Source organism: Dyella silvae (assembly GCF_026421305.1).
GTDB classification, from domain to species: domain Bacteria; phylum Pseudomonadota; class Gammaproteobacteria; order Xanthomonadales; family Rhodanobacteraceae; genus Dyella; species Dyella silvae.
Map to the genome: position 1 here is coordinate 731,377 of NZ_JAPJBQ010000002.1, position 17,952 is coordinate 749,328.

Annotated in this window: 18 protein-coding genes; 11 read left to right on the forward strand and 7 right to left on the reverse strand. The window is 63.8% G+C overall.

Going from position 1 to position 17,952, the window contains the following annotated elements:
- Positions 1-403: 403 nt before the first annotated feature.
- Both OQE56_RS07535 and epmB read right to left on the reverse strand, forming a co-directional pair.
- On the reverse strand, positions 404-2,452 hold the full coding sequence (locus OQE56_RS07535) for an EAL domain-containing response regulator (protein WP_267223053.1): 2,049 nt from the start codon (positions 2,450-2,452) through the stop codon (positions 404-406).
- A 147-nt stretch (positions 2,453-2,599) separates the two neighbouring features.
- The gene (gene epmB / locus OQE56_RS07540; protein ID WP_267223055.1) at positions 2,600-3,610 is read right to left on the reverse strand and encodes an EF-P beta-lysylation protein EpmB; all 1,011 of its coding nucleotides are present in this window, start codon (positions 3,608-3,610) and stop codon (positions 2,600-2,602) included.
- Between the two features lie 83 nt (positions 3,611-3,693).
- On the opposite strand from epmB, the gene efp reads away from it, so the two are divergent.
- The 8 genes from efp to OQE56_RS07580 all read left to right on the forward strand — a co-directional run bounded on the left by efp (position 3,694) and on the right by OQE56_RS07580 (position 9,984).
- Positions 3,694-4,263 (forward strand): elongation factor P, encoded by a 570-nt coding sequence (efp, locus tag OQE56_RS07545; RefSeq protein ID WP_109125560.1) that lies wholly within the window; start codon positions 3,694-3,696, stop codon positions 4,261-4,263.
- Positions 4,264-4,513: 250 nt separating this feature from the next.
- Positions 4,514-5,854: a TRZ/ATZ family hydrolase gene (locus OQE56_RS07550; protein WP_267223058.1), complete on the forward strand. Its 1,341-nt coding sequence runs from the start codon at positions 4,514-4,516 to the stop codon at positions 5,852-5,854.
- Between the two features lie 10 nt (positions 5,855-5,864).
- A complete protein-coding gene (locus tag OQE56_RS07555; RefSeq protein ID WP_267223059.1) occupies positions 5,865-6,119 on the forward strand; it encodes a YciI family protein in 255 nt (84 codons plus the stop codon).
- Between the two features lie 30 nt (positions 6,120-6,149).
- Complete coding sequence (ubiG, locus tag OQE56_RS07560) at positions 6,150-6,872, forward strand: bifunctional 2-polyprenyl-6-hydroxyphenol methylase/3-demethylubiquinol 3-O-methyltransferase UbiG (RefSeq protein ID WP_267223060.1); 723 nt, start codon at positions 6,150-6,152, stop codon at positions 6,870-6,872.
- Positions 6,869-7,549: an HAD family hydrolase gene (locus tag OQE56_RS07565; protein WP_267223061.1), complete on the forward strand. Its 681-nt coding sequence runs from the start codon at positions 6,869-6,871 to the stop codon at positions 7,547-7,549. Before ubiG ends, OQE56_RS07565 begins: the two co-directional genes overlap by 4 nt.
- Positions 7,546-8,385, forward strand: coding sequence for a squalene/phytoene synthase family protein (locus OQE56_RS07570; RefSeq protein ID WP_267223062.1), 840 nt, complete (start codon positions 7,546-7,548; stop codon positions 8,383-8,385). Before OQE56_RS07565 ends, OQE56_RS07570 begins: the two co-directional genes overlap by 4 nt.
- 113 nt (positions 8,386-8,498) lie before the next feature.
- Positions 8,499-9,452 (forward strand): GTP cyclohydrolase FolE2, encoded by a 954-nt coding sequence (folE2, locus tag OQE56_RS07575; RefSeq protein ID WP_267223063.1) that lies wholly within the window; start codon positions 8,499-8,501, stop codon positions 9,450-9,452.
- A 67-nt stretch (positions 9,453-9,519) separates the two neighbouring features.
- A complete protein-coding gene (locus OQE56_RS07580; protein ID WP_267223064.1) occupies positions 9,520-9,984 on the forward strand; it encodes a YbaY family lipoprotein in 465 nt (154 codons plus the stop codon).
- Positions 9,985-10,098: 114 nt separating this feature from the next.
- On the opposite strand, the gene OQE56_RS07585 is transcribed toward OQE56_RS07580, so the two are convergent.
- Genes OQE56_RS07585 through yidD form a run of 3 tightly spaced genes read right to left on the reverse strand, consistent with a single transcriptional unit; the run spans position 10,099 to position 12,501 of the window.
- Complete coding sequence (locus OQE56_RS07585; RefSeq protein ID WP_425601610.1) at positions 10,099-10,875, reverse strand: M23 family metallopeptidase; 777 nt, start codon at positions 10,873-10,875, stop codon at positions 10,099-10,101.
- 38 nt (positions 10,876-10,913) lie between these two features.
- Positions 10,914-12,251 carry a dihydroorotase gene (locus OQE56_RS07590; protein WP_267223069.1) on the reverse strand — a complete coding sequence of 446 codons (1,338 nt, stop codon included), beginning with the start codon at positions 12,249-12,251 and terminating at the stop codon, positions 10,914-10,916.
- On the reverse strand, positions 12,241-12,501 hold the full coding sequence (gene yidD / locus OQE56_RS07595) for a membrane protein insertion efficiency factor YidD (RefSeq protein ID WP_267223072.1): 261 nt from the start codon (positions 12,499-12,501) through the stop codon (positions 12,241-12,243). Before yidD ends, OQE56_RS07590 begins: the two co-directional genes overlap by 11 nt.
- A gap of 120 nt (positions 12,502-12,621) precedes the next feature.
- Here yidD and dksA point away from each other — a divergent pair, with 120 nt between their 5' ends.
- Positions 12,622-13,731 (forward strand): RNA polymerase-binding protein DksA, encoded by a 1,110-nt coding sequence (gene dksA, locus OQE56_RS07600; RefSeq protein ID WP_267223074.1) that lies wholly within the window; start codon positions 12,622-12,624, stop codon positions 13,729-13,731.
- 132 nt (positions 13,732-13,863) lie between these two features.
- On the opposite strand, the gene OQE56_RS07605 is transcribed toward dksA, so the two are convergent.
- A complete protein-coding gene (locus tag OQE56_RS07605; RefSeq protein WP_267223076.1) occupies positions 13,864-14,304 on the reverse strand; it encodes a SufE family protein in 441 nt (146 codons plus the stop codon).
- Positions 14,305-14,432: 128 nt separating this feature from the next.
- The gene (gene cysS / locus OQE56_RS07610; RefSeq protein ID WP_267223079.1) at positions 14,433-15,821 is read right to left on the reverse strand and encodes a cysteine--tRNA ligase; all 1,389 of its coding nucleotides are present in this window, start codon (positions 15,819-15,821) and stop codon (positions 14,433-14,435) included.
- A 259-nt stretch (positions 15,822-16,080) separates the two neighbouring features.
- On the opposite strand from cysS, the gene OQE56_RS07615 reads away from it, so the two are divergent.
- The gene (locus tag OQE56_RS07615) at positions 16,081-16,617 is read left to right on the forward strand and encodes a glycine zipper 2TM domain-containing protein (protein ID WP_267223081.1); all 537 of its coding nucleotides are present in this window, start codon (positions 16,081-16,083) and stop codon (positions 16,615-16,617) included.
- A 327-nt stretch (positions 16,618-16,944) separates the two neighbouring features.
- Positions 16,945-17,952 (forward strand): N-acetylornithine carbamoyltransferase, encoded by a 1,008-nt coding sequence (locus OQE56_RS07620; protein ID WP_267223083.1) that lies wholly within the window; start codon positions 16,945-16,947, stop codon positions 17,950-17,952.

Sequence of the window (17,952 nt, forward strand, 5' to 3'; positions counted from 1 at the left end):
CTTTAAGTCCTCTCCGCGATGGCGCGTTGCGAAGCGCCTGGAAGTACCCGCTGTGTGGCGGCGGAGGTTGCCAAGCAACGACGCGCCTCGCGCGTTCGGGCTTATCCCCGCGCAATGCTGCCAGCTCTTCAGGCCATTTTCTTTGGGTTACTTTTCTTTTGGGCCAGCAAAAGAAAAGTGACTCGGCCTCCGGCAGGAGGTCGAAACGCCCGCTGCGTAAGCGGCACGCTGGCGGGAACGCCAGATCAGATCCAAGAGCAAAGTCACTGGATCCCAGCGTTCGCTGGGATGACGGTGAGGGGGAGTCAGCGTCGAGGCGAGTATCCACCCCTCGCCTCAGCCATCTTCCTAAAAGAAGCGCCCGGGCCACCCCAAGAGAAGCAATCCCTCACGGCGCGAACGATCACATCAACCGCTGCGGCTCCTGCAGGAAGTTACCCTGCACAAAATCCACGCCGCAGGCGAACAACAGCGACGTGCTGGCAGCGTCTTCCACCCATTCGGCAATCGTCTGCTTCTTCAGCTCACGCGCCTGGCGACAGATCTCGGCCACCTTCTTTTGACTTTCCTGCTGCTGAGGCAGGTCCGCCATGTAACTGCGGTCGATCTTCAGGAAGTCGGCATCGATGTGGTTGAGCAACTGGAACGAGTTGAGGCCGGAACCGAACTGTTCCAGTGCGAACTGACCACCCAGCTTCTTCCAGGAGTTGATGAACTCCTGCGCCGGGCGCAGCGCCGTCACCACTTTGCTCTCGGTGGTTTCCAGCACCAGCTTGCCGTTGGTGAGGGCGGCCCGCTTGAGGCGCTCTCCCAGCCAAGGCAGCAGCTCGGTGTCTTCCAGCGAGCCAGAGGTCAGTTTGACGAAGAACGTGGTCTGGGTACCTGAGCGCTCGCGTGTTTTGAGGTGCTCAATCGCCTGGTTCAGCACCCAGCGGTCAATGGCCGGCGTGAGGTTGTGTTTCTCCGCGATGGGCATGAAGAAGCCGGGCAACACCTCGCCCTGAGGGCCGTTGAGGCGTAGCAGGATTTCGGAGAATTCGCCTTCGGCGTCCTGCAGGCTGATGGACTGCTGGTGGTAGAGGACGAAATCGTTCTGGATAAGCGCCTGCTTGAGCACGCCGAGCCAGTAACGCTCGCGTTCCTCGTCGGCCTTCTCGCGGGCGGCCGGGTCGTGCAGGTCGATGCGGTTGCCGCCTTGGCTCTGCGCGTTGCGCAACGCCTGGCTGGCCTGGTTGAGCAGCAGCTCGGTGTTGGCGTTCTTCTCGCCCATCATGCTGCCGCCGATGCTGGCGGTGACGGTGATGGAGCGGGAGCCCAGGTCAAAAATGCCGCCGGCGATGGCCTGCTGCAGGCTGGCGATCCAGGTCTTGATGCCTTCGTCGTTGCGGGTGTGCAGCAACACGCCCACGGTGTGCTCGGCCAGCAGGCCCGCGGTGTCGTGCGCGCCGAGCACGCCTTCCACACGGTTGGCGAACGCGGCCAGCAGCTCGTCCGCCTTGGCCAGGCCAATGCCTGCCACGATGGATTGCCAGTTGTCCGGCTCGATCAACAGCAACGACTGGCCCTTGGTGCCCTGGGTCGCGGCGGCCACGGCCTGGTCAATGCACTCGAGCATGCGCGCACGGTTGAACAGGCCGGTGACCGGATCGCGCTGCAGCTGCTCGATCACATTGGCGTCGATCTTCTGGCGGCGGAACACTACCTGCAGGCAGGGCTCGCCTTCGAACATCGCGTGGGCGAATTCCACGCTGGCCTTAAAGCTGGATGCATCGGCGCGGCGTGCCTGCAGCTCAATCGGAGCATTGGGTTTCTCGCCGCGGGAAAGGCCCTTGAGGGTGACCTTGAACTCTTCGGCATCGCTGGGGCCGATCATGTCCAGCACCGGCAAGCCGAGCAGGTCGTCGAATTCGGTGTAGCCGAAGGTATCGAGATAGGCCTGGTTGGCGCGAACGTGCATGCCTTCGTGCACATACGCGATGGCGTCGGTGGAGGAATCCAGCAGGGCGTCGCAACGTCGTTCTGACTCACGCAATGCCGCTTCAAGGCGCCGCAGCTGGCGGCGGGCATTGAGCGCGTCGAATTCGCGCTGGATCACCGCCATCAGTTGCTTGGGCTGCGGTCGCAGCGCCACGCTGCGCGCGCCGCCGACGAACAGTTCGGTGATGGTGGTGTTGTCCACCTGGCCAACCAGCGCAATCAGCGAAAGGTCGCGGCCATGGGCATCGAGCAGGCGCGAGACCTCGCGCAGCTCCAGCGTGCCTATGGCGGGGTCAAACAGAACGATGTCGGGACCGAGTTCGTCGAGTGCGGCCGTGATCTGCTCCGCACTGGTCGCCCGCGCGGGGCGCACGGCGATGCCGCTATTGCGCAGCAGACTGATGATTTGTTCCGCGTCTTCGACTGACTTCTCAATGAAAAGGATCTTGATGACCTGGTCAGTTTTTGTGGGCACGTCGAGCTATCCATTGTTCGCGCTGCAGGAGATTGACCTGCCATCGGGGCAGGGCGCGGGCCATCCGTGGTTTTAGCGGATTCCGCCGGTCACTGCCAGCAGAAATATTCCGGAAGTGACGGGGCCCACAAGTGTGCCGTAGTTCGGTTACAGGGGATGCTTCGATGCTTCGCCACCCACTTCACGCACCAGCTTGGGCACCAGGTACCCAGGCAGGCGATGGCGGACGGCTTCCACTAGCGCCAGGGCGCGGGTGTCGTCCACTTCGAAATGGGCTGCACCCTGCACGCGATCGAGCTGGTGCAGGTAGTAGGGCAGTACGCCCGCCGCGAACAGGCGCTCGGACAACGCAGCCAGCGTTTCGGCATCGTCGTTGATGCCACGCAGCAGCACCGATTGGTTGAGCAGCGTGGCGCCCGCTTCGCGCAGTCGGGCGCAGGCGTCATCGACCTGCGCGTCAAACTCGTTGGCGTGATTGGCATGAAGCACGACGACTTTCTGCAAGGGCACAGCCGCAAGCCAATCGGTGAACGCCACATCGATCCGCTCGGGCAGCACCACTGGCAGGCGGGTGTGGATGCGCAGGCGGGTCACATGCGGGATGTCAGCCAGGCCGCGGGTCAGTTCCTCCAGCTTGGCCGTGGCCAGCGACAGCGGGTCCCCGCCGGAAAGGATGAGTTCGGTGATCGACGTATCCTGCCGCACATGCTCCAGCGCCTTGCGCCACTGGCCGGCGGCGGCCATCTCGTCGCCATAGGGAAAGTGGCGGCGGAAGCAGTAGCGGCAGTTGATGGCACAGCTGCCACTGGCGATCAGCAGGGCCCGCCCCTCGTACTTATGCAGCACGCCCTGGGCGGATCGGGACGCCATATCACCCACGGCATCGGTGCTGTAGCCAGGTGCCACGTCCAGCTCGGCCAGTTGGGGCAGGGCTTGCAGCAGGAGTGGATCCTGCGCATCGCCCAGACGCATGCGCGCCACGAAACCCCGTGGTACGCGGACGGCAAAGCCTGCGTGGCCGGGCGGCAGGCGGTCGGCCAGGTGAGCGAGGCCCACCACGTCGAGCAGTTCCCGGGGATCGGTAATGGCCTCGCGCCACAGCGTGCGCCAGTCGGTCTCGGGCGGCGATAGGCGGGCGGCGTGGCTTGCGGTTATCATAGTGGGTCTTGAAACGGGCTTCGGGCCCGGGAAAGCCCCTATTCTAGCCGCCTCCCGGCGGTCTCACATCTGGAGCGCAATACATGGCCACCGCCGGTCTCAACGACGTCAAGAAGGGTATGAAGATCCTTCACAACAATGACCCGTGGGTCATTACGGACGCCGACTTCATCAAGCCCGGCAAGGGGCAGGCGTTCACCCGCATCTTCATCCGCAACCTGAAGAACGGCCGCACCACCGAGCAGACCATGAAGTCCAGCGACTCCTTCGAAGTCGCCGACGTCGTGGATACCGACATGCAGTACCTGTACTCCGATGGCGAGTTCTGGCACTTCATGCACCAGGAAAGCTTCGAGCAGCACCAGGCCAGCAAGGCTGGCATGGGCGATGCCGTCAAGTGGCTGAAGGGCGAGGAAGAGTGCGTGGTCACGCTGTTCAACGGCGAGATCATCACCGTGCAGGCACCGAACTTCGTCGAACTGAAGATCACCGAGACCGATCCGGGCCTGCGTGGCGATACCTCGGGTGGCGGTGGCAAGCCGGCCACGCTGGAAACCGGCGCCGTGGTGCGCGTCCCGCTGTTCGTCACCACTGACGAAGTGATCAAGGTCGACACCCGCACGGGCGAGTACGTCAGCCGCGTCGGCAAGTGACGAACCGGCGCGCGGGCTGCGCCCGCGCCTTTGCCGGTTCGTCATCCCTGCGAAAGCAGGGATCCAGTGAAGTACGTTGTGCGAAGCACGCAATTCCCGCTTCGCACGCTGCAAGACAAAGTCACCGGATTCCAACTTTCGCTGGAGCGACGATGCCTGAGTCGTCATGACATCAGGCAACCATGGGGCGGCCACCGCAAGGTGATCCGCCCCATGTCGTATCCAAACATCGAAAAAGAGCGAGCCCAGGATGAGCCAGACCGCCCCGCAACCCGTCGACCTGTTGATCGAAGCCCGCTGGATCGTGCCTGTCGAGCCGCATGCTGTCGTGCTCGAGCACCACGCCGTGGCTGTCGACAAAGGCACCATCGTGGCCCTGCTGCCGATCAGCGAAGCGCGCGCCGCCTACGCGCCGCGTGAGCGCGTCGAGCTGGGCGAGCACGTGCTGATTCCCGGCCTGGTCAACAGCCACACGCACAATCCCATGACGCTGCTGCGAGGCCTCGCCGACGATCTGCCCCTGATGGTGTGGCTGCAGAAACATATCTGGCCGGTCGAAGGGCAGGTGATCGGGCCCGAGTTCGTGCGCGACGGTGTCGAGCTGGCGGTGGCGGAGATGATTCGCGGCGGCACCACCTGCACCAACGAAAACTATTTCTTCCCCGATGTCATCGGCGCCACCTATCGCCGCATGGGTTTTCGTGCCGTGGTGGGTCTGCCGGTCATCGAATTCCCCACCGCGTGGGCGAAGACGCAGGACGAGTATTTCGACCGCGCCATCGAAGTGCACGACAGCTTCCTCGGCGACGCGCTGGTGGGCACCTCGTTTGCGCCGCACGCGCCGTACACCGTGTCGGACGAGAGTTTCGAGCGCATTCGCGTGCTGTCCGATCAGCTCGACATCCAGGTGCATCTGCATACGCACGAAACCGCGCACGAAGTGGAAGAGGAGAAGGCCAAGAGTGGCCTGCGTCCGTTCCAGCGCCTGCAGAAGCTGGGCATCGTCAATGATCGACTGATCGCGGTGCACATGACCCAACTGACCGACGCAGAGATCGCTGCGTGCGCGGAAGCGGGTGTCTCCGTGGTGCATTGCCCGGAATCCAATCTCAAACTCGCTTCGGGCTTCTGCCCGGCGGAAAAGCTGCGCCAGGCTGGCGTGAACGTCGCCATCGGTACGGACGGCTGCGCGTCTAACAACGACCTCGATATGTTCGGTGAGATGCGCACGGCGGCGCTGCTGGCGAAGGCGGTGGCGGGTGATGCGGCGGCCTTCGACGCAGCCTATGCGCTGCGCGCGGCGACGCTCAACGGCGCGCGCGCCATGGGGCTGGAAGATCGCATCGGCTCCATCGAGGCGGGCAAACAGGCCGACTTCGCCGCCGTGCGCCTGTCGGATCTGGAAACTCAGCCGCTGTTCCACATCGCTTCGCAGCTCGCCTACGCCACCGGCCGTCATCAGGTCACCGACGTGTGGATCAACGGCGTGCGCAAGCTGGCCGGCCGCGTACTGACTGACATCGATACCGATGCCGTGCTGGCCAAGACGCATGCCTGGCGCGAGCGCATCGCTGCCATTGATGCGTGCTGAGGGAACGACGATGAATCGTTATCTCGTCATGGCCATGCGCCGTCCGGATTTCGATCCGGCGGTCGTGCAGCCCCACAAGGACTTCCTCGAAGGTCTGCGTGCCGGTGGCCGTTTGGAAATGTCCGGTGGTTTCAGCGACCAATCCGGAGGCGCCTACCTGCTGTTCGCCAACGACATGGATGAAGCACGCGGTATCGTTCATACAGACCCGGCCTACACCAGTGGCGGCTGGGACATCACGGTCTACGAATGGAACGCGCGTTAAGCTGCGCGCACGTTCCCAAGGATGCTCTCGATGCAAGCCGCAACCAATGTAAGTCCTGAGGAAATCGCCCGCTTCGGCAAGCTCGCCGCGCGCTGGTGGGATCCGGATGGCGAGTCCCGGCCGTTGCATGACCTTAATCCGGTGCGCGCGGCCTACGTTGCCGATCGCCTGAACCTGCGCGGCGCACGCGTGGCTGACGTCGGCTGTGGCGGTGGCTTGCTCAGCGAAGCGCTGGCGAAGGCCGGTGCGCACGTCACAGGCATCGATATGGGTGAGAAGGTCATCGAGATCGCGACACTGCATCTGCACGAAACGCGGTTGGAAACACCGGCGCTCGATGTGGATTACCGCGTGCAGTCATCGGCCAATCTTGCCGCGGCCGAGCCGGAGAGTTTCGATGCGGTCTGCTGCATGGAGCTGATCGAGCATGTGCCCGATCCCGAAGCGCTGGTGAACGATCTGGCACGCATGGTGAAGCCGGGCGGTATCGTGGTGATGTCCACGCTCAACCGTACGCCGGCCGCGTTCGGTGCGGCCATTCTCGGCGCGGAATACATCATGAAGATGCTGCCGCGTGGCACGCATCACTATGCGCAGTTCCTCAAGCCGTCCGAGCTGGGGCGTCTGATGCGTCACGCGGGCCTCGAAGTGGAAGACGTCTCGGGCCTTGGCTACAACCCCATCAACCGCAAGGCGTGGCTCAGCCGCATCACCGCGGTGAACTACCTGATCAGCGCCCGAAAGCCCGCATGAAGCCTTTTCCACAAGCTATCCAGGGCGTGCTGTTCGATCTCGATGGCACCTTGCTCGACAGCGCCGTCGACTTGTACGGCGCGTTGAAGTTGCAGTGCGAGGAAATGGGTGTGGCCGTGCCGCCATTCGAGCCCGTGCGCGAAGTGGTATCGCGCGGTTCGCGAGCGATTCTGCGCTGCGCCTTTCCCGACATTGACGAAGCGCAATTGTTGCAGCTGGTGCCACGCTACCTCGCACTGTACGAGGCGGTGATGGCGGAGCATACGCGCCCCTTCGAAGGTGTCGACGAATTGCTGGAGACGATCGAGGCGCAGGGCATTCTGTGGGGCATCGTCACCAACAAGCCGGCGTTTCTCACCGATGAGCTGGTGCAGCGCATCGGCTGGGGACATCGCGCGGCGGCGGTGATCTCGGGCGATACCTTGCCGGTAAAGAAGCCGGATCCGGCGCCGGTGCTGCTGGCTTGCGAACTCGCGGGGCTGGACCCTGCGCGCTGCCTCTTCGTAGGTGACGACCGGCGCGACATTCTCGCTGGCGGCGCTGCCGGCATGTACACCATCGCCGTGCATTGGGGCTATCTGGATGGCGGCGATCCGCATCAGTGGAACGCCGATCTTGTGCTCAACCAGCCGTCTGATCTGACGGCGCGCCTGCGCCAGTTGCAGGTCACGGCATGAGCGATAGCGCCCTGCAGAGCTATATCGACAAGTGGCTCGCGGTACAGCCACAGCAGCGCATCGCGCTCGCCTTCGTCGATCAGAACAACTATCCCGGCCATATTGCGCTGGCAGCGCTGGAGCAGGAACTGCTCGCCGCCGCGTACGGCATCCGTGAACCGCAGGTGGCAGCCGGCAAGTTGAACTGGTGGGCCGAAGAACTCTCGGGCGCGGCGGCCAGCGGCGGACGCCACCCGCTGACCCAGGTGTTGTTTGACGACGACCGTGCCCACGTCTTGCCGGGCGAGCAATGGGTGGCGCCCGTGCTGGCGGCCATGGCGCAGCTGGAGGAGGGCACGGCAGCCGATTTTCCTGCCCAGCTCGCTGCCAGTTCGTTGCTGCATGGAGCCATCGCCTCGCTGGAAACCGCGTGGTGGTTTGGTGAGGGCACCGCCAGCGAGCGGGCCGCGAGGGTAGCGACGCTTTCACATCTGTTGTTTTCGCTGTTGCGTCTGGAAGAGGACGCCGATCGCGATCGCCTCGCGCTGCCCATGTCGCGTCTCGCACGCTATGGCTTGAGCCGCAACGAGCTGCGGTCTGCCAGCCCTGCGCGCAATGACGCCATTCGCGCCCAGCTGGACGATCTGGACGCTGCCTGGCGCGAAGCCGAGCGCCTGCCCGGGCCGCTCAGTGCCTTCCGGGGGCTGGAGTCGCGCTACGGACGTGCCCTGGTCGCACAGGCGCGCAAGGCGGCCAACCCGCTGGACGTGCTGCGCAAAGGGCAGGGGCGTCAGGGTCCTGGCGTGGTCTGGCAGGCCTGGCAGGCGGCCCGTGCATGGCGCCGCGACGCCGCATAAACCCATGTGGGGACGCAGCGTTTCCCGGGCGCCACTATTGTTAGGCCCCCGTGCTGCCCCAAGATTGACGTCTCTCGCGCGGTTTGCCCGCTCGCTGGATCATAGGATTCACCATGTATACCGAGGAAAACACCGCCCGCCTGCTGCCTGATGTGGCAGTTCACGCCCAGCCGCATCTTGCCGGCGAGCTGGATTGGGTCGGTATGGACGGCATCGAGGTGCCGGTGCGTTTCGATGCGGGCGACGGCGATGTGCAGCGCGCGAGCGCGCGCGTCGGCGCCTTCGTCAATCTGCGCCGCCCGGACAAGCGTGGCATCCACATGTCGCGCCTGTATCTGCAGGTGGAGCAGGCGCTCAGCACCCAGACGCTGAGCGCCACATCGCTGCGCGAACTGCTGCGCGGCTTCCTCGACTCGCACAAAGACCTGTCGGACCGCGCGTGCCTCAGCATTCGCTTCGAGCACCTGGTGCGCCGCCCTGCGCTGCGCAGTGGCAACAGCGGCTGGCGTGCCTATCCGGTGACGATCGAAGCCAGCCTCGTGGGCGACCAGTTTCTGCTCGAGTTCGGAACAGAGATCGTCTACTCCTCCACCTGTCCCGCATCGGCGGCGCTGTCGCGTCAGCTGATCCAGGATCAGTTCGCCAAGGACTTTGACGCCTCCCGGCCGATCGATCACGCCGCTGTGTTGGCGTGGCTGGGCAGTGAAAAGGGCATCGTCGCCACGCCCCATGCCCAGCGCAGCGTGGCCCGTTTACGCGTGCGTCCGGCGGAAGGCGCGGCGTTCGATCTGATCAGCCTGATCGATCGCACTGAGCAAGCCCTGGGTACGCCGGTGCAGACTGCCGTGAAGCGCGAGGACGAACAAGCATTCGCGCTTGCCAATGGCGGCAACCTGATGTTCTGCGAAGACGCGGCGCGCCGCATTCAGAAGGCGCTCGACGCCGATGCAAGTCTTGGCGATTTCCATATTCGCGTGGAACACCAGGAAAGCCTGCATCCGCACGATGCCGTGGCTTATGCCAGTAAGGGCGTCGAGGGCGGTTACGCGGGCAAGGGCTGCGCCTGAGCCGCGGTTCAACGGCAGCCTGTTAGCATCGTGGGGTGTCTGTCATCAGGCTCCCCAGGAGTGAAACATGCTGTCCCGTCTCTCATTATTGGCCGTCGCCGCGATGGCGCTTTCGGCCTGCTCGATGTTTTCGCATCACGCCAAGACCGATACCTCGTCGGCATCCGTGGCGCAACCCGCTGCGCCAGTGAACCAGACGTTGATGAAGTCCATCGTCGGCGACATTCGTTACGACTTGCCGCAGCCCGTACCAGCGGATGCCTATCTGCTGGTGACGCTGGCTGATGTAAGCAAGCAGGATGTGGCGGCACGCACCCTGTCCGAAACGCGTATTCAGCCCGTTGGCGCATCGCCCGTCGATTTCCTGCTGACGTACGACCCGGCTGACCTGCGTGACGGCGTGGATTTCGCTATCGGCGTGCGTTTGCAGCAGGGCGACAAGCTACTGGCCATCAACGATACGCGCGTAAGCGTATTAGGGCGCTCCGGCGAGCATGGTCCGGTGAGCATCACGCTCAAGGCCGTGCCCTAGAGAATCTGCTCCCTCTCCCCGGAAAGGGGCACGCGGAGAGGGGCCATGGATGGCCCCGGCTTTGAGGAGCGAGGAGAGGGTTGGGGTGAGGGGGCAATCTTGCGATTTCCCCCATCAGTTCGTGCTCTCGATCCCCGGCAACAACAACGGATCCAGGCGCACTTCAAACCAATTGACGCCCCAGTGCACATGCGGCCCCGTCGCGCGTCCGGTCATGCCCGCTGCACCGATGACATCGCCTTGCTGCACGCGTTGACCCACTTTCACATCCAGGCGTGACAGATGAAGAAAGTTGGAACTGAGCCCGTAGCCATGGTCGATCAGCACGGTGCCGCCGGTGAGATACAGATCGGGCTTGGCGAATGTCACGACACCTGCTGCAGGCGCTTTGACCGGCGTGCCTTCCGGCACCGCGATATCCATGCCTGGATGCGGTGACTTGGGAGTCCCGTTGAAAATGCGCTGGCTGCCAAAGCGGCCGCTGATGCGACCCTGTACCGGCCAGATGAAGCCGTGAAGAAAGTCCTCACGGTCATCGTCGCGGCGGCGGGCGGCAGCAACTTCCGCTTGTTCGCGCTGGATACGTGCAGCGATGTCAGGCGGCGGGTTGACCGTTTTCTGCGGCACACCGTTCACGCGTTCAACCGGCCAGCTGCGCGGTGTCACCGCAACGCGAGTGGTTTCCCGGTGGCCGTCGCGATAGGCGAGGGCAAGCGTCAGCGGTCCTTTCTCGTCGCGACCGGCGGCGAATACCAGGGTGCCATCCTCGCCCACCCGCACGGTCTTGCCATTCACGGTGGCCGTGGCGATGTCAGGCACCGTGACGACCACCAGCCCGCCTTGCGACACGCTCGAAGGCAGCGTGGCCGCCATGCCAGGCAGGGCGGCCAGTCAAAGGGCAAGCAGCGTGCTTGCCCTGGTCGTCCAACTCATCGGGCAAATGCCAGACGCTGACCGCGCACGCTCTGGTCGATAACGGAGCCGTCCCACACGCGCTGACCATTGACGAAGGTCGCCGCGATCGAGCTGTTGAAGGTGTAACCCTCGAACGGCGACCAGCCGCACTTGGACAGGACTTCTTCGCGGCGCACGGTGTGCGGCTTATTCGGATCCACCAGTACGAGGTCGGCGGCATAGCCTTCGCGCAGGAAACCGCGCTCCTTCACATCGAACAGCGTGGCTGGTGCATGCGTGACCGATTCCACCACGCGTTCCAGCGTCAGCTTTCCCTCAAATACGCGTTGCAGCGCGGCCTGCAGCGCGAACTGCACCAGAGGCAGGCCACTCGGCGCCTTGTCGTACAGCTGGGCCTTTTCTTCCAGCAGGTGAGGTGCGTGGTCGGTAGCCAGCACGTCGATGCGGCCCTCGGCCAGCGCCTTGGTGATGGCCTCGCGATCAGCGGCGGTCTTGACCGCCGGGTTGCACTTGATCAGGAACCGCAGGCTCTCGTAATCGCGGTCGTCAAAGTGCAGAAAGTGCACGCAGGTTTCGGCAGTAATGCGCTTGCCCTTGAGCGGGCCGGGCTGGAACAGGGCCAGCTCGTCGGCCGTGGAAATATGCAGCACGTGCAGCCGGCTGTTGTGGCGCTTGGCGAGCTCAATAGCCAGACGGGTGGACTTGATGCACGCCTCGCGCGAACGGATCAGCGGATGCTCCCACGCAGGGATGTCATCGCCGTACTTCGCATGGGCTATGGCCAGGTTGGCATCGATCATCGGCGTGTCTTCGCAGTGCGTGATGATCGGCGTCGGCGCCTCGCGGAAGATGCCATCGAGCACCTCCGGCTTATCCACCAGCATGTTGCCGGTGGAGGCGCCCATGAACACCTTGATGCCGGGGGCGGCCAGCGGGTCGAGGCGGCGGATGGCTTCCAGGTTGTCGTTGCTGGCGCCCATGTAGAACGCGTAGTTCACCGCCGAGGTTTCCGCGGCGCGGGCGTACTTGGCCTCCAGCGTGTCGCGATCCAGTGCCGGGGGCTTGGTGTTGGGCATTTCCATGTAGCTGGTGATGCCGCCGGCGGCACAGGCACGCGATTCGTGGGCGATGTCGGCTTTCTGCGTCAGGCCCGGCTCACGGAAGTGCACCTGGTCGTCAATCATGCCCGGGAACAGCCACAGGCCACTGGCATCGACCACCTGCTCACCCGGGCGGGCGTCGAGATCGCCGCCAATGGCGTCGATGCGGCCCTGCTTCACACGCACATCGGCATGGAAACGGCGGCCTTCGTTGACCAGTTCGGCGTTCTTGATCAGCCAATCAGTGGACATGGGGTTCTCCAGGGGGGCAACAGCGGCGGAAAGTAAACTGCTCGGGTACCGGATCTTCGCCGCCCTCGCACAGCGGCTGGCAGCGCAGCAGGCGCCATCCCGTCAGCATGCCACCCTTGAATGGACCAAAGCGCACGATGGCAATCCGTGCATAATCGGAACAGCTGGGGTGGAAGCGGCAGCGCTGACCCAGCAGGGGGCTTAGCCAGCGCTTGTAGAAGCCGAGCAGTAGAAGTATTAGTCGTGTCACGACGAGGCTGCCGAAACAGCTTGCGGCATATAGTTGCGCAAGTATTCCAGAAGCATGGTTGCCGGTGTAAGGTCGTTGGGCTATAACACCCGGCCGCCAAGGCCAAAATGGTGAAGGGAAATGGCGAAAACTACGCGTAGTGCGACAGCCACCAAGCCGCAGAAGGGAAAGCCTGCCGGCAAGGTGAAGGACGTCAAAGCCGGCAAGAAGACGGCCGCCACAGGGCGGGCGGCGAAAGCGGTGACCTCCAAGGCGGCCCCGGCCAAGAAGCCGGTCGCCAAGAAAGTCGCCTCCAAGAAGGCTGTAGCAAAGAAGCCGGTCGCCAAAAAGGCTGCGCCAGCCCCCGCCAAGGCGGCTCCTGCCAAGCACGTTGTAGCCAAGAAAGCCGCTCCCAAGCCACAGGCCAAGAAGGCCGCGCCGGTCAAGAAGCCGGTGGTTGTAAAGAAAGAGGTAAAGCCGGTCGCCAAGAAAGTGACCGCGCCTGCCAAGAAACAGCCGCCCAAGGTCGTAGCCAAGCCGGTCGCCGTACCGGAAAAGGCCCCTAAGGCGGCGCCGGCCAAGCCGGTAGCCAAGGCCGTTCCCGCCAAGCAGCCTGCCGCTGCCCGGCAGGTGACGCCGGCACCGGTTAAGGCGGCATCCATCCCCGCCGCGCCGTCCAAGCCGGCCTCTTCGCCCCTCTCGGGCAAGGTGGCCAGCGCAACGGCTCGTCATACCCCTCTCAAAACACAGAAAGCCCAGCAGTCCTCGATGAATAAATCTGCAACTCTCGACAATGGCATCACCCGCGAAGATGGCCGCTATGCGCTGCCTTCGACGACGCTGATCGACCTGCCCAAGGGTTACCGCCCCTCGAATAACGAGGAGTACATGAACCCCAAGCACCTCGCCTACTTCCGCAACAAGTTGCGTGAGTGGCGCGAACAGCTCGTGGAAGAGTCGCGCCAGACGATGGAGAACCTGCGTGACGAGGTGCGTGACGTGGGCGACGAGGCCGAACGCGCCACCCGCGAAACGGAAAACTCGCTGGAACTGCGTACCCGCGATCGCTACCGCAAGCTGATTTCCAAGATCGACAAGGCATTGCGTCGCATCGAAGAAGGCCGCTACGGCTACTGCGAAGAGACCGACGAGGAAATTGGCCTGGAGCGTCTCGACGCCCGTCCGATCGCCACGCTGTCGCTCGATGCGCAGGAGCGTCGCGAGCACCTGCAGAAGCAGATGGGCGACTGAGGTCGCTCGTTTAGCGCCGAAGAGATGAACAAAGCCCCGCTTCAGGCGGGGCTTTGTTTTTAGTAGTGGGTGAAGAGAAGTGAGGAGTGAGAGAAAGCACGCCTCGTACAGCTTTCTCTACGTTGCTCACTTCTATTGACTCACTCCCAGGCTTGCTGCCGCGTATGCCTTGATCTTCGCCAGCATCGCAGCAAGGCCGTTCGAACGTGTTGGCGACAGGTGCTTGGCCAGGCCAATGGCCTCGATGAAACTGGGCTCGGTGGCGATGATGGCGCGCGCGGAGTGACCGGAGTACACGCGCAGTACCAAGGCAATCAGGCCCGAAACGATCGCCGAATCGCTGGTGGCCTGGAAGTGCATCTGCTCGGCATTGCCGCTGGGTACCAGCCATACCATCGATTGGCAGCCGTGCACGCGGTAATCCTCCGTTTTCAAATCTTCGGGGAAATCCGGCAGCTGCTTACCAAGGTCGATCAGGTACTGATAGCGCTCAGTCCAGTCGCCAAAGAAGGCGAACTCGTCGACGATGTCTTGCTGCGCCTGCGCGGCGCTGGATGTGGCGATGGCATTCATGCTGCGTATTATCGCGCGTTTGGGCGCCCGCCGCTTTTTCGCCCTCTCCCCAAAGGGGAGAGGGCTGGGGAGAGGGGTGGGTGCTCGCGGTAGGGTTGAGCTTGATCGGCAGCTTGCGCTTCTGCAGCTCAACCCTTCACCACGCTCCAGCGCGTACCTTGGGCGCCATCTTCAATCGCAATGCCCATCGCCGTGAGTTCTTCGCGAATGGCATCAGCGCGCTTGAAGTCTTTTGCGGCGCGAGCGGCGCGGCGTTCTTCCAGCAGTGCCTCGATGCGTGCCTCGTCAATCTCAGCGGCACCGCTGGCGTGCTTGAACCACGCTTCAGTGTCCTGCTGCAGCAAGCCAAGCAGGGCGCCTGCGCCGAGCAGGGCGGCCTTGGCCGCGCGCTTGGCTTCGAGGTCGCTGGCCTGGCGCGCGGCATCCGCCAGCTGCGACAGTTCAGCCAGGGCCTGCGGGGTGTTGAGGTCGTCGCACAGTGCGGCTTCAACGGTCGGCGGCACTGGCAGATGGGTGGTGTCGACCTCGATATCCATCAGATCGCGCAGCACGCGGTACCAACCATCCAGTGTGCTGATCGATTGCTGGACAGCCGCTTCCGACCAGTCCAGCGGCTGGCGATAGTGGCCGCGCAGCAGCAGCAGGCGCAGTGCCTCCGGCGGGTGCTCCTTCAGCAGCTCGTGCACGAGCATCACGTTGCCCAGCGACTTGGACATCTTGCGGCCGCTGAAGGTGAGCATGCCGTTGTGCAGCCAGTAACGGGCAAATACCTTGCCGCCATGGGCGCAGGTGGACTGAGCAATTTCGTTCTCGTGATGCGGGAACTGCAGATCCACGCCACCGGCATGGATGTCGATGGTCTCGCCCAGATGAGCCTCGCTCATGGCCGAGCATTCGATATGCCAACCCGGGCGGCCGCGGCCCCAGGGGCTGTCCCAACCCGGCAGCTCGGGCGTGGAGGGCTTCCACAGCACGAAATCGCCGGGGCTTTTCTTGTACGGGGCCACTTCGACGCGAGCGCCGGCAAGCAGCTCGTCCGGATCACGGCCGGAGAGGGCGCCGTAGGCTGCGTACGACTCCACCTCGAACAGCACGTGGCCTTCGGCCGCATAGGCATGGCCGTTGGCGATCAGGCGCTCGATCATCGTGATGATCTGCGGGATATGGGCTGTGGCGTGCGGCTCGATATCCGGCGGGGCGATGCCCAGCTTGGCCATGTCCTCGCGATAGGCCTGGGTGTAGCGGCTGGTGATGCTCTCGATGCCGACACCCCGTTCCAGGGCCGCGGCATTGATCTTGTCGTCCACGTCGGTGATGTTGCGGGCGTAGACCACGTTGGGGTAATGGCGGCGCAGCAGGCGAGCCAGCACGTCGAACAGCACCGGGCCACGCGCGTTGCCGATATGCACGTAGTTGTAGACCGTCGGTCCGCACAGATACATGGTCACCCGGTCGGGGTTGAGCGGGGTGAACGGTTCAACGCGGCGCGTCAGGCTGTTGTGGAGCGAAATCGGCATCGGTCAGGAGGTCCGGGCGGTGGGAGCGGGCGCCGTGCGGGCGCAAGCCGGTCGCGCATCTTAACAAGCCGCAGGCTGCTCCGCAGGCGAGGGGAGGAGGCTCCCGCGGCGCCGGGCAACCCGCGGGCCAAACGCATGAACAGAAGTGCCGGAGGACAGGCCTTCAGGAAAACCTCTAAGCCACGATTCAGTGTGAATTTGATGCAATGACTGCTAGAGGTGCACAGAAGCACCTGTTTGACCCCAAGCGGAGGTCGTAATGACCAAGTGGTTGATCCCCGCGCTGGTGTTGTCCTTAGTGACCACCGGCGTATTCGCGCAGGATGCGCGGTACCCGAATCAGAACGACGACAACACCCATTACGGGTGGGCCGATGTGCTGCGCGTCGATCCGGTGTACGGGGTGGCGCGCACCGAGGTGCCCCGCCAGGAATGCTATGACCAGCAAGTGGTGCGTCAGACTCCCAGCCAGGGGTCGACTGCCGGCACCATCCTGGGCGCGGTGGTGGGTGGCGTGCTCGGCAGCACCGTCGGCAAGGGCAATGGCCGCACCGCCGCCACCGTGGCCGGCGCGGTCGCCGGTGGCGCCGTGGGCAACGGCGTGACGCAGTCGGGCGGTGGCGAATACGAAACCACCGAAACCCATTGTCGTCAGGTCAGCGCCGTGAGCGAGCAGCGCCGCATCATGGGTTACGACGTGGAATACCGCTACCGCGGCGAGGTCTACCTCTCCCGCCTCAACTACGACCCCGGTGAGCGCCTGAGGGTGCGGGTCAGCGTTTCTCCCGCCGACTGAGACACCATGAGATCGCCGCCTCCGGGCGGCGATCTGTTGTCTGGCGCGGGCAACCGAGACTACCGTTGTTGCATGGCAGCGAAAATCCCGTCATGATGCGCGTTCAACCATCCGGAACTTTCATGTCCGCAGCCGTCTATACCGCCACTGTCCTTACCAGCGCCCGCATGGCCGCTGGCATGACGTCGCGTGCTCGCCGACCGCTGGTCCGACATTCGGCCGGGTAGGCTGTCGCACGCGTTTAATGTGTATCGACGACAAAACCCGGCCTATAGCCGGGTTTTTTTGTTTCCGGATTTCGACGATTCGACAAGGGCATCCACCAACATGACGCTTCGCCACTTTCTGACCACCCAGGATTACAGCCGCGCCGAGATCGACGCGCTGCTCGAGCAAGCCGCCGCCTTCAAGCGCTCCCCGCGCGGCCAGCAGCTGGCCGGCAAGTCGGTGGCGCTGATGTTCTTCAACCCGTCGATGCGTACGCGCACCAGTTTCGAGCTGGGTACGTTCCATTTGGGTGGCCATGCCGTCGTGCTGGCGCCGGGCAAGGACGCATGGCCGATCGAGTTTGACGTCGGCACCGTAATGGACGGCGATACGGAAGAGCACATTGCTGAAGTCGCGCGTGTGCTCTCGCGCTATGTGGACCTGATAGCCGTGCGCGCCTTCCCCAAGTTCCAGGACTGGGCCGTGGATCGTGAGGACAACGTCATCAAGGCGTTCGCCAAGTACGCCACGGTGCCGGTGATCAACATGGAAACCATCACCCATCCATGCCAGGAGCTGGCGCACGCGCTGGCGCTCAAGGAACACCTGGGCAACCTGCAAAACAAGAAGTACGTGCTCACCTGGACGTACCACCCCAAGCCGCTCAACACGGCGGTGGCCAACTCCGCGCTGCTCATCGCCACCAAGATGGGCATGGATGTGACGCTTCTTTGCCCCACGCCAGACTACGTGCTGGATGAGCGCTACATGGCATACGGCTATCAGAACGCCAAGGAAAATGGCGGTTCGCTCAAGATCAGTCACAACATCGAGGAAGCCTACACTGGCGCCGATGTGGTGTACGCCAAGAGCTGGGGTGCGCTGCCGTTCTTCGGCCGCTGGGATCAGGAAAAGCCCATCCGCGACGCGAACAAGCACTTCATCGTCGATGAGGCGAAGATGGCGTTGACCAACAACGGTCTCTTCAGTCACTGCCTGCCGCTGCGCCGCAATGTGAAGGCTACGGATGCGGTGATGGACTCGCCCGCCTGCATCGCCATCGATGAAGCGGAAAACCGCCTGCACGTGCAGAAGGCGGTGATGGCTTCGCTGATCGGCCAGCGCTGA